We start from the raw sequence: 16,691 nt of genomic DNA, 5'->3' as shown, positions 1-16,691 counted from the left end.
GTAGTTTAACTAAAGCAAAGATTATTTTTTAGATGATTTCTTTCGAATTGCTTCAATGATGAGATAAATCACAATTGCAATGGCTGCAATAATCAATAACATACCTAATAAAGTTAGAATTGGATGGTCATCCCATGTAGATTTAACAACAGTCGTAGCTTTGTGCACGAGTGGTTTGTTCACTTCTACAGAAGGTGGACCATATTTACTAGAAATAAATTCACGATCATATTCGATGTGTACCTTATCGTCCTTTACGACTATTTTATAATCATCTTTATCAAAATCTTTTGGTAAAACATCATAGAGGTCCTTTTCTACATAATATGTATGACCGTTAATTTTATGTTCGCCTTTAGATAGAATTTTTTCGTATTTGTACTGGTCAAACGACATGTTCATTAATGCATTACCCATCATATTACGTTGCTTTTCGCCACCTAATGATTTGTAATTACCAGCACCCATGATTGTTTGTACAATTCTAAAACCATTACGTTTCGTTGTTATAGTATGATTGTAGTCAGCTTGGTCACTTGAACCAGTCTTCAATCCATCGGTACCTTTTAAGCTCATATCAGCACCTTCAAGTGAATGGTTAAATGTATAATAGGTTACACCATGTTGGGTTGGTGCTAACTGTTTTGTAAAGTATAAAATTTTAGGTGTATCTTGAATCACACGTTGGGATAGAATGTCGTAGTCTTTTGCAGTCGAAGTAGAATTATCCTCATTTTTATACTTTTTAGGAGCAAAGTCTTTTAATTGTTTGTTTTCGGCACCAGTTGGGTTTACGAAATGTGTATCTTTCATGCCAATTTCTTTTGCTTTTTCATTCATTTTATCGGTGAAGTCTGAAGTGTTGTCAGAGACTTCATTAGCTAAAATAAGTGCAGCAGCATTACTTGAGTTTGAAACAGTAATTTGTAGTAATTCTTTGATTGTGTATGTTTCACCAGGATAAAGTTTAGTGTTACTCAACTCTGGAAGTGTAGACATACGATAGTGATCTTGCGTAATTTTCACTTTGTCCTTTAAAGAGAGATCACCTTTTTTTACTGCTTCAAGTGTTAGGTACATAGTCATCAGTTTAGTCATTGATGCTGGGTACCATTTCTGGTTTGCATTGTATTGATATAAAATTTGTCCAGATTGAGCGATATTCATAGCACCTTCTGGCTGATAAGCGTCGGATACATTATAACCATATTGATTTGCCGCTTGAGTAGGTGTTACTGTTTCCGCATCGGCAAAAGGTGTTATAATTACGTTGACGCAAAATAAAGCGATAATTGTCAAAATTAATCTTTTAAACATAACATACCCTCTAACATATTCAGTTTTTTTAATAATAGACCTAGTTTAGCATATTGTATGTTGTTAGCAAAACTATTGCATTGCTAAAAATGGGGCGGAATATTGTTTTGCGCATGTTTTTATTAGAAAATTAATATCAATAAACACATATAATTTATCGCATGTATTTTTGCACTTTTAAAAATATATACATAACAAAATTTCAGAAGAGGTAGGAAAAATGAAACAAGAGAATCCATTGTTCTATTTATTCAAAAAGTTAACATGGCCTGTTGGATTAATTGTTATTGCCGTGTGTATATCATCTTTAGGGAGTATCACAGGACTTGTTGTTCCATTCTTTACAGGTAAACTTGTTGATAAGTTTTCATTTACAAACTTCAACTGGAACTTCCTAATTGCATTCGTCGGCATATTTATCTTGAACGCTCTGCTTAGTGGCATTGGGCTTTATTTACTAAGTAAGATAGGTGAGAAGATTATTTATGCGATACGCTCGCTATTGTGGCGTCATATTATTCATTTGAAAATGCCATTCTTTGACCAAAATGAAAGTGGTCAATTGATGAGTCGTTTAACAGATGATACGAAGGTAATTAATGAATTTATCTCGCAAAAGTTACCTAATTTATTACCATCCGTATTAACTATTATCGGTTCTTTAATCATGCTTTTTATTATGGATTGGAAAATGACGCTATTAACATTTATTACGATTCCTATTTTTGTAGCAATCATGATACCACTTGGTAAAATAATGCAAACTATTTCTAAGAAAACTCAGTCAGAAATTGCCAATTTTAGTGGTTTATTAGGTCGTGTATTAACAGAAATGAGATTGGTCAAGGTATCTAATACTGAGCGTGAAGAGTTAGATAACGCACATAAAAATCTAAAAGAAATATATTTTTTAGGTTTAAAGCAAGCGAAAATTACAGCAATTATTCAACCGATTACGGGTGTAATCATGTTATTAACGATTGCAGTTATCCTAGGCTTTGGTGCGATACGCATATCTACAGGAGCGATTACTGCAGGTACGTTGATTGCGATGATATTTTACGTGATTCAATTATCAACGCCATTGGTTAATTTATCTACGTTAGTAACCGATTATAAAAAGGCAATTGGTGCAAGTAGCAGAATTCATGAAATTATGGAAGAACCAATTGAAACAATTGAATTTAATGATCAATTGACGATTCCGGATGGTAACTTAACATTTGCGGATGTGAATTTTAAATATGGTGTAAAGCCCATCTTAAAGGATGTGTCATTTGAAATTCCATATAGTAAAGTGACAGCATTTGTTGGACCCTCAGGTTCAGGTAAAAGTACAATATTTAATATTATTGAGCGTATGTATGATATCGAACAAGGCGAAATTACTTATGGAAGTACATCTATTTATGATTTATCATTGGCAGATTGGAGAGCAAAAATCGGTTATGTCATGCAGTCTAATTCTTTAATGAGTGGCACGATTAGAGATAATATCCTTTATGGTATAAATCGACAGGTGACTGACGAAGAATTGATACATTATGCGAAAATGGCAAATTGTCATGAGTTTATAGAACAGTTTGAAGATGGTTATGATACTTTGGTTGGTGAAAGAGGTTTGAAATTGTCTGGTGGTCAACGACAACGTATTGATATCGCAAGAAGCTTTGTGAAAAATCCTGACATATTACTATTAGATGAAGCAACTGCAAATTTAGACAGTGAAAGTGAAAGAAAGATACAAGAAGCATTAGAAGTATTGATGGAAAATAGAACAACCGTTGTGATTGCCCATAGATTATCGACAATCAAAAAAGCAGAACAAATCATCTTTTTAGATGGAGGAGTAGTTACGGGCAAAGGCACACATCAAGAACTTATGGCGACGCATGAGAAATATCAAGCATTTGTAAATACACAAAATTTAGCAGATTAAAATGAGAGAAAATACAAAATACAAAATATCCCACTAATATGAATACGTTTTCATCACGTAAACCGAATATTAATGGGTGTTAGTAGTTGAATAGCACCAATAAATCGAACTTTAAAATTCTTATTTTCTATAAAGTACATACATGCTATAATTGTTTTGAATTATAAGGATGCAATGTAAATTAAAATGGCATTTATAATAAGTTATAGAGAGAATAAGATAATAAATGAGGTTAATGAAGGTGAACACACATAGTTACTGTACAAGATATGACTTCGTTCTTATCAAACTTATAGCTATAGGTGTTTACCTTTTATTTGTTTTACATAGCATGTGGTTTAAGGATTTATATCGTATCTTTATATAAAATTGAAATGGTAGGTGTATTATGTTTTTAGTTATTAACATAATTGGATTGTTCGTTTTCTTAGGCATAGCAGTCTTATTTTCTAGAAATAGAAAAAACATACAATGGACATCAATTGGGATATTAGTACTATTAAATTTAGTGTTAGCATGGTTCTTTATTTATTTCCCTTGGGGAAGAGCAGGGGTTCAAGGATTAGCGAATGGTATTGCTTGGATGATTAATTCCGCGCATGCAGGGACTGGATTTGCCTTTGCAAGTTGGGTAAAACCTGGTGCGATGGATATGGCAGTGAGCGCACTGTTTCCAATTTTACTTGTAGTACCGTTATTTGATATTTTAATGTATTTAAATGTTTTGCCAAAGCTTATTGGAGCAATTGGTTGGGTTTTAGCGAAAATTACACGTCAACCTAAGTTTGAATCATTCTTTGGTATTGAGATGATGTTTTTAGGAAATACTGAAGCTTTAGCTGTATCAAATGAACAGTTAAAAAGAATGAATGAGACACGCGTATTAACAATTGCGATGATGTCTATGAGTTCTGTATCAGGAGCAATTGTTGGTGCTTATGTAACTATGGTACCGGGTGAATTAGTACTTACAGCCATTCCGTTAAATATTATTAATGCAATTATTGTAGCCTGTATTTTAAATCCGGTAAGTGTTGAAGAAAAAGAAGACATCATTTACAGCATTAAGAATAATGAAGTTGAACGACAACCATTCTTCTCATTCTTAGGTGATTCCGTTTTGAATGCTGGAAAGTTAGTTCTAATCATTATTGCGTTTGTCATCAGTTTTGTAGCATTATCAGATTTATTAGATAGATTAATTAATTTATTCACTGGAATTATTGGTGGATGGATTGGTGTGAAGGGTAGTTTTGGCTTAGACCAAATGCTTGGTACTGTAATGTATCCATTTGCCTTATTATTAGGTCTACCATTTGATGAAGCTTGGGTAGTTGCCCAACAAATGGCTAAGAAGATTGTGACAAATGAATTTGTAGTGATGGGTCAAATTAAAGATGTCGTTGCGTCATACTCTCCACATAGAAGAGCAGTTATTACGACGTTCTTAATTTCATTTGCCAACTTCTCAACAATCGGTATGATTGTTGGTACGTTAAAAGGAATAGTTGATCAAAAAACGTCTGACTTTGTTTCTAAATACGTGCCGATGATGTTATTAGCAGGTATCTTAGTATCATTAATGACTGCAGGATTTGTAGGTCTATTTGCGTGGTAATGAATTAAATATTACATTTCTTAGACTAGGTGAAGTTATATTTCGCCTAGTCTATTTTTTTACAGTATAAAATTGATAATAAGATTAGAATGTTCTGATATATATTGGGATAAAAAAATAAAGCCAAGTGAATGAAGTGAGGAGACACATTCATCATTACTTGGCTTTTACGGGAAATGAATTAATTGTATATCAATAGTAAGGACTAGGTACTATTAATACACTCGAGCAAAAATTTGTTTTGTTTGTTACTATAAACAACACAAAGGAGATGGCTTCTTATTGGCTATCAATAAGAAGATAGATATTATTATAGCAAACAGAAGTGCATAAGTAAATCGAAAATTCAGAATTTTTAAAATTATAAATAAATAATTTTTGCAAGTGCCGTCATTATGGCATTTTTTAGATGTTAATTTTAATAACTTTTTTTGGAGATAGTGTTGTGATGTGAAAGAATATTTGCTAACATTCAATTGATTGAACTAAATAAGAGGGGGTTATGTGGATGAATAAAACAGTACGTGATTTAATATTAATCGTTATCGGTTCGTTTATTTTTGCTGCTGGCGTCAATACCTTTATAATATCTGCGGATTTAGGTGAGGGAGGCGTAACCGGTTTAGCGATCGTACTCTATTATGCCTTTCACATCTCGCCTGGTATTACAAACTTTGTCTTGAATGCGATTCTTATAGCGATTGGTTATAAATTTTTAAGTAAACGTAGCATGTATTTAACAATAGTGGCAACAGTGCTTATATCATTATTCTTGGAAGTAACGAAAAGTTGGGAAATTGAAACAGGCAATATCTTAGTCAATGCAGTATTTGGTGGAACGTGTGTTGGGCTTGGTATTGGTGTGATTGTACTTGCTGGTGGAACTACTGCAGGAACAACGATTCTTGCGCGTATTGCAAACAAGTATCTCGATGTCAGTACGCCATATGCGCTATTATTCTTTGACTTGATTGTTGTGGCGATTTCATTGTCTGTTATTCCGGTTGCGAGTGCATTAGTAACTGTAATTTCTTTATATATCGGTACTAAAGTAATGGATTACGTAATAGAAGGTTTAAATACGAAAAAAGCAATGACTATTATTTCTAGTAAACCAGATGAAATTGCTAAAGTGATTGATGAACAAGTAGGTCGTGGGCTAACTATTTTAAATGGTAGAGGTTATTTCTCTAGAGAAGATAAAGACGTTTTGTATGTAGTTATTACTAAGACGCAAGTGACGAAGGCAAAGCGATTAATTAAGAAGATTGATGATAATGCATTTTTAGTTATTCACGATGTACGTGATGTTTATGGTAATGGCTTTTTGATTGATGAACATTAATCGTTTTAAAGTAGTGTTTTAAAAATGAGACTTGTCTATGGATGGAAACAGCATCTAGCGACAAGTCTTTTTTTATTCTACTATGAAGTTTGATGATGATTGTCGGTAAAGATTTGACGACTGAACTTATCATGTAATGCTATTTAATTCATCTCGGTATCTACAAGCAATGGTAAAATTTCATAGTCAATAGAATTCAAAGATGATATAATATCACTTATGATAATGATTATCATTAACGTGATAATCGACAAAATTTGATAAATTACTGGTTAATATAAATAGAGACTTAAGCTTATTTTATAGGAAGAAGGGAACTTATGACTCGCTTAAATGGAGAACAAGTAACAATCGGTTATGGAGATAATGTTATCGTTAATAGTTTAGACGTGCAAATTCCAGATGGGAAGATTACATCGATTATTGGACCAAATGGTTGTGGGAAATCAACCTTACTAAAGGCACTATCTAGATTGTTACCTATTAAAGATGGTGAAATCAAGTTAGATGGGGAAAGCTTGCATGCACAATCAACCAAAGAGGTAGCTAAGAAGATTGCAATTTTACCTCAGTCACCGGAAGTCGCAGATGGTTTAACTGTTGGCGAATTAGTTTCTTATGGTCGTTTTCCACACCAAAAGGGCTTCGGACGTTTATCTGCAGAAGATAAAAAGGAAATCGATTGGGCAATGACGGTAACGGGAACGTATGACTTTAAACATCGTTCAATTAACGATTTAAGTGGTGGACAAAGACAACGTGTATGGATTGCTATGGCCTTAGCACAAAGAACAGATATTATATTTTTAGATGAACCTACAACTTACTTAGATATTTCACATCAATTAGAAATATTAGAGTTGATAACACGTTTGAATCAAGAACAAGGTTGTACAATTATTATGGTGTTACATGATATTAACCAAGCAGTTCGTTTTTCCGATCATTTAATTACAATGAAAGATGGAAATATTATTGCAGATGGCGACACAGAAAGTGTGTTGACGAAGGATATATTAGAACGCGTATTCAATATTGATGTTGAAATCAGCACAGATCCACGTACAGGTAAACCAATGCTTGTAACTTATGATTTGTGTAAGAAGAGCTATTCGCAAGTGTAGGAGTTAAATTATGTCGACAAATAGAAAAGGCAAGATGAACTTTCCGACAGTGCTGATTATCAGTATCTGTTTATTGGTGGCTGCATTGCTAGTCTCCATATTATTAGGTGATGCAAAGATTCACCTTTCAACGATAATTGATGCAATTTTCAACTATGATAAACATAATCAACAACATAACATTATTAGTGAAATTAGAATACCAAGAGATGTAGGAGCAATGCTGGTTGGTGTGGCATTAGCAACTTCAGGGGCAGTGATACAGGGTGTGACTAAAAACGGTTTAGCAGATCCAAGTTTAATTGGATTAAACTCAGGTGCTTCCTTTATGTTAGCGATGACGTTTGCATTTTATCCTTCAGCGCCCTTTTTAGTAATGATGTTTGCTGGTTTCCTTGGTGCATTAATGGGCGGATTTATAGTCTTAATGATCGGGAGATCGAGAAGTGATGGATTTAATCCAATGCGTATCATATTAGCTGGTGCAGCAGTAAGTGCTTTATTGACTGCATTAAGCCAAGGTGTAGCGCTATTGTTCCGTCTGAATCAGAGTTTGACATTTTGGAGTGCTGGTGGTGTTTCTGGAACGACTTGGCATCAACTTGTTTGGGCAGCGCCATTTATTATTATTGCTTTAACGATTATTATTGCAATGAGTAAACAGTTAACGATTCTTAATTTAGGTGAAACCTTGGCTAAAGGACTTGGACAAAATGTAAGTATGACACGTGGTATATCATTAGTATTATCGATGGTGTTAGCCGGTATTGCAGTTGCAATGGTGGGTCAAATTGCATTTGTTGGTTTAATGGTACCTCATATTGTTCGTTATTTGGTTGGTACTGACTATGCACGCGTGATACCATTAACGGCAATTGTTGGTGGCTTGCTCATGTTGGTCGCTGATACAGTAGCACGTATGTTAGGTGAGGCACCAGTTGGCGCTATTATTTCATTTATCGGCGTACCTTACTTTTTATATTTAGTTAAAAGAGGGGGCCGATTCTCATGATTGATCCAAAACTGAGATATAAACAGTGGGTTACAATGATTGTCTTGATCGTCTTGATACTATTAGCATGTGCTTGGAGTATGACATCTGGTGAATATAAGATGTCTGTAGGCACATTCTTTAAGACTTTGTTTGGACAAGGTGAGTATACAGACACCTTAATATTAATGGAATTTAGGTTGCCACGTATGCTTATCACTATTCTTGCTGGAGCAGCCTTAGCTATGAGCGGTGCTATCTTGCAAAGTGTTACACGCAATCCATTAGCAGAACCAGGGATACTGGGTATCAATGCAGGTAGTGGTTTTGTCATTGCCTTATTTATTGTAATTGGTCAGGTGAATGCTGAAAACTTTGTCTATGTGTTGCCAATTATTAGTATGATAGGCGGTATATTAACAGCAATTATTATATTTTCATTTAGTTATAACAGAGGTGAAGGTATTTCTCCGGCGAGCATGGTATTAGTTGGTGTCGGTATGGCAGCAGCTTTAAGTGGTGGTTCGTTAACATTGATGTCTACATTTGATAAAGATCAGTCTGAGTTTATGGCATCATGGTTTGCTGGTAATATTTGGGGCGATGAATGGACCTTTGTTATTGCTTTCTTACCATGGGTGATTATTCTGGTGCCATATCTATTATTTAAATCGAATGTCTTAAATTTATTAAATACACATCAACATATTGCGCAAGGTGTCGGAGTGAAAATAGGCAAAGAGCGTATTGTCCTACTGCTAGTGGCGGTTATATTGTCCTCTGCGGCAGTGTCTGTAGCTGGTGCTATTGGCTTTATTGGACTAATGGGTCCTCATATCGCCAAATCAATCGTCGGTCCTAGACATCAATTATTCTTGCCAATCTCCATATTGATTGGTGCTTTACTACTTGTTGTTTCGGATACGTTAGGTAAGGTGATACTACAGCCTTCAGGTATTCCAGCAGGTATTGTTGTAGCAATTATTGGGGCACCATATTTCTTATATTTAATGTATAAAACTAAATCAGTTTAAAGATGTGAATATTTAAGTGCATCATAGATGTTTTCCTACCACAACTTAGCAACACGCTAGGTTGTGGTATTTTTTTTATTAAAATTAAAACTAAATCATTGTTAAGCAATTAGAATAGAAAAATAGCCTGATGAATTATGTTAGCGTTTACAATTATGTGTGATGTATACTGTAAATGGATATATGGATATTATGAACAGGAGGCCACAAAAATGAAAAAACTAATTAAAGATAAAACTCAGTTCTTATCTGATATGCTTGACGGCATGTTAGAAGTAAATAAAAATATTGAGCTCATTGCCGATTCAGTCATTGTGAGAAAAGACAAGAAACAAGAAGGTGTTGCTATTGTTTCAGGCGGTGGCAGTGGACATGAACCTGCACATGCAGGATATGTGGCACAAGGTATGTTAGACGCTGCAGTGTGTGGTGAAGTCTTTACCTCTCCAACTCCAGATAAAATATTAAGTGCGATTAAAGCGGTTGATAATGGAGATGGCGTATTATTAGTAATTAAAAACTATGCCGGAGATGTCATGAACTTTGAAATGGCTCAAGAAATGGCCGAAATGGAAGATATCAAAGTTGCATCTATTGTAGTGAAAGATGATATTGCAGTTAGTGATGAGGATAAACAAAGAGGCGTTGCAGGTACCGTATTAGTTCATAAGTATGCAGGGTACCTTGCTGAACAAGGAGTCAAATTAGATGACATTAAAGCACGTTTGGACCAAGTATTACCAACTATTAAATCAATAGGCATGGCTGTTACAGCGCCAATGGTACCGACTACTGGGCAATATGGTTTCGATATCGCTGATGATGAAATAGAGATTGGCGTTGGGATTCATGGGGAAAAAGGATTGTCCAGGGAAAAAATGACCACAGTCGACCAAATCGTTGCTCGCCTTAGTGATGAATTGTTAAAGCAAGTAGACGCAAACCATTTAATCGTGATGGTAAATGGTATGGGTGGCACACCTTTATCTGAATTAAATATTGTAGCGAAGTATTTAGCTGAATATTTAAAAGGTAAAAATATCACAGTAGCACACTGGCTAGTTGGTGACTATATGACTGCATTAGATATGCAAGGTGTATCGTTGACCTTTGTACCTGTTAATGACGAATTATCGCAAGCTATTGTTGCAGAAACAAGTAGTAGTTATTTTAATTTGGTATAGATTAACTAAAGGAGTGTAATAATAATGGATGTCAAAGCGATGAAAGATAGATTACTTGAGTTAGTGTCTGTATTTGAGGACAAGGAAAGTGAACTTACTGAATTAGACAGAGCCATTGGTGATGGTGATCATGGTGTGAACATGGTTAGAGGATTCAAAGCTTTACCTGATCATATCGATGATAGTTCCATGCAAAATTTATTTAAATCTACGGGTATGACATTAATGTCAAATATAGGTGGTGCATCTGGACCGTTGTATGGATTTAGCTTTGTTAAAATGTCACAAGTAGTTGGAGATGACATAGATAATGAAAATGTTAAAGCGTTACTGCAGGCCTTTTCTGAAGCGATAGCCCAAAGAGGGAAAGTGAGTTTAAATGAGAAAACTATGTATGACGTGATAGAACGTGCTAATGAAGCGGTTCGAAATGGTGAAAAGGTTGATATGGAGAAATTACAATCCTTCGCAAATGCGACAAAGGATATTGAAGCAACAAAAGGGAGAGCGTCTTATTTCAAAGCTGACTCGGTTGGCTTTGTTGATCCAGGGGCACAAAGTAGCGTATATATATTGAATGCATTGATTGGAGAGGATTAATATGACATCAATAGTGATAGTGAGCCATAGTGAGGATATTGCAAATGGAACACAAGCCTTATTAGAGCAAATGGCTGGTGATGTTAATGTGATTGCACAAGGTGGCGCAGAAGGACGTATTGGTACATCTTATGACCAAATTCAAGAGATGATCAATGAATTATCGGATGATGCAATATGTTTTTATGATATTGGGTCAGCTGAAATGAATTTAGATTTGGCTATAGAAATGTATACAGGCGATTACCGTATTGAAAAGGTGGATGCGCCAATTGTAGAGGGTAGCTTTACTGCTGCCGTTAAATTGTCTGTGGGTGGATCCTATGATGAAACGCTTAATGAAATTAAACAGAACTTTTAATTTAAGAATATAAATGAAAAAGCGATTGATACAAGTGTTTAATAACAGTATAATGACGTTTTTAGAATAAATAGTCCTAAACAGTTTATTTTTATATGAATTAATTTTTGAAATATGATAAAATAAAAGCTAACTATAATTAGGAATCTGGATACTAGGAGGACATTGCCATGAAAGATTTAATCCAAAAGCATGTCTTAAACGGTGAGTTCGAGTCAGTCAAGCGATTAATGTCCCAGTCAGATTTTATGGAATTTGAAGAAGCTTATATTTCAAGTGCCCACGAAGTGGAAAGCGTCATGTTTTATACTTGTATCTTAGACATGATGAAAGAGGAAGAAACTGCTGAATTGCACGACTTAGCCTTTTTACTACTTGTTTATCCATTAAGTGAACTAGAAGGTGCACTTGACTCTGCCTTTTATCATGCGCAAACTTCCATAAAGCTCACTGAAGGCAAAGAAGTAAAGAGTTTATTGCAAATGTTATTATTACATGCAGTGCCTGAACCAGTCATTTCTGATAAGAAAGCTTTCGATGTAGCGCGTCAAATTCTTAAGTTAGATCCAGCTAATAGCGTTGCGCGTAATGTGCTAAAGGAAACTGCAAAACGTATGGATAACGTTATTGTAGATTTCAATGAATTAAATCGATTTAAGGATGCTCATTAGAAACTAACAGATAAGAACGTCTGTTTTTTAAGCTATTATTAGATTTGAATAATAATTAAACCGAAATACTCATTTTATGATAGTGAGAATTTCGGTTTTTTTGTTGTTTAATCGGGAAAATAATTGATATGTAATTTTATTCTATATAAATGGTTATTAGAATACTTTGAACTTTAAATTATATTACTGTAAATAAAAAATGAATTGATTAACATTTTAAGAAAGTTTTTTTGTGTGTTGCAAAATATAGTTGATAAGGTATAATATCTCAATGTGTAAACAATTAGGAGGTTGTAATATACATGGGGTTGAATAAAGAAGCTGTAAAAATTGGTTTTGCTTATGTCGGAATCGTGGTAGGTGCTGGATTCTCGACTGGACAAGAAGTTATGCAATTCTTTACATCTTATGGTCTATGGTCGTATATTGGTGTCATCCTATCAGGTTTAATATTAGGTTTTATAGGCAGACAAGTAGCTAAAATAGGTAGTGCCTTTGATGCACAGAACCATGAATCGACGTTAGACTATTTATTTAGTGATATTTTTAGCAAGATTATCGATTATTTATTAATATTTTTCTTATTCGGTATATCTGTAACAATGATTGCAGGAGCCGGATCAACATTCCAAGAAAGTTTTGGGGTTCCAACATGGCTTGGTGCTTTAATTATGGTCATTGCGATTTATATAACACTACTAATGGATTTTAATAAAATTGTAAGAGCTTTAGGGGTTGTTACACCATTCTTAATTGTCTTTGTAGTTATAATCGCAATTTATTATTTATTTAATGGTAGTGTTGCACTTAATGAAGTAAATAGTACAGTACCAAAAACAAGTTTATGGAAAGCAATCATTTTCGGGATTAATTATGGTGGACTTGCTTTTGCAGTTGGATTTAGTACGATTGTGGCAATTGGTGGCGATGCATCGAAAAGGAAGGTAGCCGGTTCTGGTGCATTATTTGGTGGTGTGATTTATACAGTGTTATTAGCATTGATAAACTTTGCACTACAAGCAGAATATCCAAAAATCAAAAGTGCCTCAATTCCAACATTAACATTGGCAAACGATATTCATCCATGGATTGGTTTTGCTTTATCAATTATTATGTTAGCGGTAATGTATAATACAATTCTTGGGTTAATGTATTCATTTGCAGCTCGATTTACTGAACCATATAGTAAGAAATATCATATCTTTATTGTATTAATGGTACTTATTGCATTTGCTTTAAGTTTTGTAGGATTTACAAGTTTAATCAATTTCTTATATCCAGTAATGGGTATTATCGGACTTATAGTCGTTGTAGCTGTTTTGATTAAATACTATTTACGTAAAAATCAAAACAAAAAGCATATCGCTTAATTTAGTAAAAAATAATTATAAGTATTTAAAGAAATCTCAGCTTTTCAGTTTTGTGAAGGCTGAGGTTTTATCTTTTATCATTTTTCATATCATTTGCAATTACTATTGTCAAAATAACAATTATGATACAATGCTTCCGAAAGGAACGGTAACTATGAAGAAAAAACATAAATGGACTTTAATAACAATCATTGTGTTCATAGTGGTTGCGATCATTACTGGATTATTGCTTAAGCAACATTTTGACCGTCAACACACGAAAGAAGTTAAAGAAAAAGTACAAATCAACAATAAAAATGTCAATGCATTTACGAATATTACCTATAGTAAAGGGATTCCTAATAGTCGTCTAGATATACTGACGCCAACTGAATTAGATAGTGACAACAAATTACCGGTCATATTTTGGATGCATGGTGGAGGTTACATTGCAGGTGATAAGCAATACAAGAACCCGTTACTCTCTAAAATTGCAGAACAAGGATATATTGTAGTAAATATTAACTATGCATTAGCGCCAGACTCAAAATATCCAACACAATTGAAACAAATTGATCGAGCAGTTAGGTTTATTAAACATAATCAACATGAACTGCCAATTAATTTCGATCAAGTTGTATTTGGTGGTGATTCTGCTGGTGCACAGCTTTCTAGTCAATATACAGCAATACAAACGAATAAATCTTTAAGAGAAGATATGCATTTCAAACAACAGTTCAAACCTGATCAAATCAAAGCTGCAATCTTTTTCGGAGGCTTTTATGATATGAAGACGGTGCGACAAACTGAATTCCCAAGAATCCAACTATTTATGGAAAGTTACACAGGAAAGCGTAATTGGGAGCAACAGTTTAAATATATTAGTGAAATGTCGACAATTAACCAAGTGACCAAAGAATATCCGCCAACTTTTTTATCAGTAGGTGATGCGGACCCGTTCTATAGTCAAAATATTTCATTTTATAAAAAACTTAAATCTAAAGATGTCCCAGTAGATAAACTATTCTATGATGGTTCTCATCATTTGAGACATCAATACCAATTCCATTTAGATAAACCTGAATCTCAACAAAATATGAAAGATGTCTTAAGATTCTTAAGTAGAAATACTAATTCTTCAGGTGTCGAAGCAAAATTAAATCCAGAAGATTCAAATCCAAATGGTGTTGAACTAAATCCCTATTAAATGAGCTGAAGAGTCCCATTGCAGTGGTATCTAGTATGGATAAGGCATATTAATAGGTTGATGTAGTAATAACATATAAGAACTGCGTATTGTTTGCGACACACCTGAGGGAGTAGAATGAGTATCGAGACCGAGACTCGAAACTGCCCACTTAGGTATGCGAGTAATTACAATACGCAGTATTGATATCAATAACAAGCCCATCAAAGATCAAAAATCTTTGATGGGCTTAATGCTGTGTATTTATGTCCCAGACTGTTTCCTACGATGAGTCAAGGTATCATATTTAAAATAATTATTTTTGCTCATTGTTATATGTAAAGATACATATGTTTTGACCGAAATTAAATAACATTTATAATAGTTTATTCTTTAGTGATAGAGGTAGATTATAGTAATAGCTTTGCCAAGATATATTTATTGTAATAACGACCATCGATATAGAGTTTATCACGTAACTCACCTTCGATTTGATAATTGGCAGCTTTGAATAATGAAACTGCTGTTTCATTTTCGGGAACGACTAATACTTCAATACGTCTGATATCATGGTTTAAAGACCAAGCTTCTACAGCGTTTATGAGTGATTGACCTAACCCCTTTTCACGGTAATGTCTAATTACGCCCATTGAGAATTTAGCTTCGTGGCGTGCACGCTCATAATCTTCTGTTGTCACAGTAGCAAAGCCGACGAGTTCACCATTGTTTTCGGCTACAAATATTGCGTTAGAGGGTGATGTGATAAAATGTTCTAAATTAGAAATAGCATCTGTAGTAGAAGGTGCATATTCGCCTGGGTTATAGATGAGGTAGTCTGACTCATCATAAATCGTGGTTAATAGTTTAATAAATGGGTCGATATCTTTTATACTAATTTCTCGGATTTGATGAACCATTCATTTCCACTCCTTGTTTGAATTTTACATATATTTAATCATAATATAATTTAACATCAAAATCATTATTTTACTAGACAATATTAATTTTTAATAAATCATTATAAAGGAAGTATGTTTTATGAAGCCTAATATATTACTAGCTGGTGCAACAGGTTATATAGGAAAGAACTTGGTGCCTCAAATAAAAAATGTAGCGCATTTATATACATTATCAAAGTATCCTAAGGAACAGGATTTACGAGATGTGCAGTGGTTAAAGAAAGATATTTTTAATTATAGAGATGTTGTAGACGCAATGGAAGGTATGGATATTGCTATCTTTTACTTAGATCCTACCAAACATTCTGCAAAGCTTACGAAGGCTAGTGCACGCGATATGAATTTATTGGCTGCAGATAATTTTGGCAGAGCGGCAGCAAAACAAAATATAAGCAAGATTATATATATTAGTGGGGGACGTTTTGACAATGAATCTATAGCAAGATTGAAAGCTTATGGTACGCCTGTTGAACAGACAGATAATATTGTGCCGAGACCTCATGTAGCAGTTGAACTACAAGTTTCGAAATATGATGATGTGCGCAGTGCCTTAAGTATGCAACAACCATTGAAGTTGACACTTGAACAACTTGTAAACTATTATTTTAATTGGTTGAATGAAACTAATGGAACATTGCTACACACAAAAATGGATCAAGATTACTATATTATATATATTAAAGATGCCAATAAGCCGTTGTTAGTCTTGAAGAAAGAACTGACAGATGATGATTTGATTACGTTATTTATTGTTGGTGGAAGATTGATGAATAAGAAGGTACAGAAACAAGGTAAACTTGAGTTTAGAAAATTAGCAGGTACTCAGACGGTAATGGTGCATTTATATGATTATATACCAAAATTAGTGTGGCCGATTTATTATATGGTTCAATCTCCATTTCAAAGTTTGATGATGAGAGGATTTGAAATAGAGTGCCGTATTCGACATTTTAATCGTCGTATTCAATCAGGAGAAGATATTAAATATACCAAATAAGTTGGGAGATTATAAT

The 16,691-nt window shown here is 34.0% G+C and carries 15 protein-coding genes; 13 read left to right on the top strand and 2 right to left on the bottom strand.

The window, feature by feature from the left end; genetic code table 11:
• Nucleotides 1–21: 21 nt before the first annotated feature.
• Nucleotides 22–1,317, bottom strand: a complete 1,296-nt coding sequence (pbp4, locus tag ACY191_RS12760; RefSeq protein ID WP_042738122.1) for a penicillin-binding protein PBP4 — start codon at nucleotides 1,315–1,317, stop codon at nucleotides 22–24.
• A 220-nt stretch (nucleotides 1,318–1,537) separates the two neighbouring features.
• On the opposite strand from pbp4, the gene ACY191_RS12755 reads away from it, so the two are divergent.
• From ACY191_RS12755 to ACY191_RS12700, 12 genes are all read left to right on the top strand, one after another.
• Nucleotides 1,538–3,256: an ABC transporter ATP-binding protein gene (locus tag ACY191_RS12755; protein WP_107512420.1), complete on the top strand. Its 1,719-nt coding sequence runs from the start codon at nucleotides 1,538–1,540 to the stop codon at nucleotides 3,254–3,256.
• A gap of 388 nt (nucleotides 3,257–3,644) precedes the next feature.
• Entirely contained in the window at nucleotides 3,645–4,874 is a 1,230-nt protein-coding gene (locus ACY191_RS12750) for a NupC/NupG family nucleoside CNT transporter (RefSeq protein WP_042738124.1), read from the top strand.
• Between the two features lie 508 nt (nucleotides 4,875–5,382).
• On the top strand, nucleotides 5,383–6,219 hold the full coding sequence (locus tag ACY191_RS12745) for a YitT family protein (RefSeq protein ID WP_042738125.1): 837 nt from the start codon (nucleotides 5,383–5,385) through the stop codon (nucleotides 6,217–6,219).
• 320 nt (nucleotides 6,220–6,539) lie between these two features.
• A complete protein-coding gene (locus ACY191_RS12740; protein ID WP_042738126.1) occupies nucleotides 6,540–7,343 on the top strand; it encodes an ABC transporter ATP-binding protein in 804 nt (267 codons plus the stop codon).
• A gap of 34 nt (nucleotides 7,344–7,377) precedes the next feature.
• A complete protein-coding gene (locus ACY191_RS12735; RefSeq protein WP_371130142.1) occupies nucleotides 7,378–8,355 on the top strand; it encodes a FecCD family ABC transporter permease in 978 nt (325 codons plus the stop codon).
• On the top strand, nucleotides 8,352–9,368 hold the full coding sequence (locus tag ACY191_RS12730; RefSeq protein WP_042738128.1) for a FecCD family ABC transporter permease: 1,017 nt from the start codon (nucleotides 8,352–8,354) through the stop codon (nucleotides 9,366–9,368). The genes ACY191_RS12735 and ACY191_RS12730 overlap by 4 nt, the downstream gene beginning before the upstream one ends.
• Before the next feature lie 212 nt (nucleotides 9,369–9,580).
• Nucleotides 9,581–10,552 carry a dihydroxyacetone kinase subunit DhaK gene (dhaK, locus tag ACY191_RS12725; RefSeq protein WP_042738129.1) on the top strand — a complete coding sequence of 324 codons (972 nt, stop codon included), beginning with the start codon at nucleotides 9,581–9,583 and terminating at the stop codon, nucleotides 10,550–10,552.
• Between the two features lie 24 nt (nucleotides 10,553–10,576).
• Nucleotides 10,577–11,152 (top strand): dihydroxyacetone kinase subunit DhaL, encoded by a 576-nt coding sequence (dhaL, locus tag ACY191_RS12720; RefSeq protein WP_463270055.1) that lies wholly within the window; start codon nucleotides 10,577–10,579, stop codon nucleotides 11,150–11,152.
• A gap of 1 nt (nucleotide 11,153) precedes the next feature.
• Nucleotides 11,154–11,513: a dihydroxyacetone kinase phosphoryl donor subunit DhaM gene (dhaM, locus tag ACY191_RS12715; RefSeq protein ID WP_042738131.1), complete on the top strand. Its 360-nt coding sequence runs from the start codon at nucleotides 11,154–11,156 to the stop codon at nucleotides 11,511–11,513.
• Between the two features lie 170 nt (nucleotides 11,514–11,683).
• The gene (locus tag ACY191_RS12710) at nucleotides 11,684–12,184 is read left to right on the top strand and encodes a hypothetical protein (RefSeq protein ID WP_229366976.1); all 501 of its coding nucleotides are present in this window, start codon (nucleotides 11,684–11,686) and stop codon (nucleotides 12,182–12,184) included.
• Nucleotides 12,185–12,486: 302 nt separating this feature from the next.
• On the top strand, nucleotides 12,487–13,554 hold the full coding sequence (locus ACY191_RS12705; RefSeq protein WP_042738133.1) for a YkvI family membrane protein: 1,068 nt from the start codon (nucleotides 12,487–12,489) through the stop codon (nucleotides 13,552–13,554).
• A 154-nt stretch (nucleotides 13,555–13,708) separates the two neighbouring features.
• Entirely contained in the window at nucleotides 13,709–14,740 is a 1,032-nt protein-coding gene (locus ACY191_RS12700) for an alpha/beta hydrolase (RefSeq protein WP_229366977.1), read from the top strand.
• A 389-nt stretch (nucleotides 14,741–15,129) separates the two neighbouring features.
• On the opposite strand, the gene ACY191_RS12695 is transcribed toward ACY191_RS12700, so the two are convergent.
• Complete coding sequence (locus ACY191_RS12695; protein WP_107512428.1) at nucleotides 15,130–15,636, bottom strand: GNAT family N-acetyltransferase; 507 nt, start codon at nucleotides 15,634–15,636, stop codon at nucleotides 15,130–15,132.
• Between the two features lie 121 nt (nucleotides 15,637–15,757).
• On the opposite strand from ACY191_RS12695, the gene ACY191_RS12690 reads away from it, so the two are divergent.
• Nucleotides 15,758–16,675: an NAD(P)H-binding protein gene (locus tag ACY191_RS12690; protein ID WP_107512429.1), complete on the top strand. Its 918-nt coding sequence runs from the start codon at nucleotides 15,758–15,760 to the stop codon at nucleotides 16,673–16,675.
• Nucleotides 16,676–16,691: the final 16 nt, after the last annotated feature.

It is taken from the genome of Staphylococcus sp. TCBT05 (genome assembly GCF_055179755.1).
This window is presented reverse-complemented; position numbering and strand designations above follow the sequence as displayed.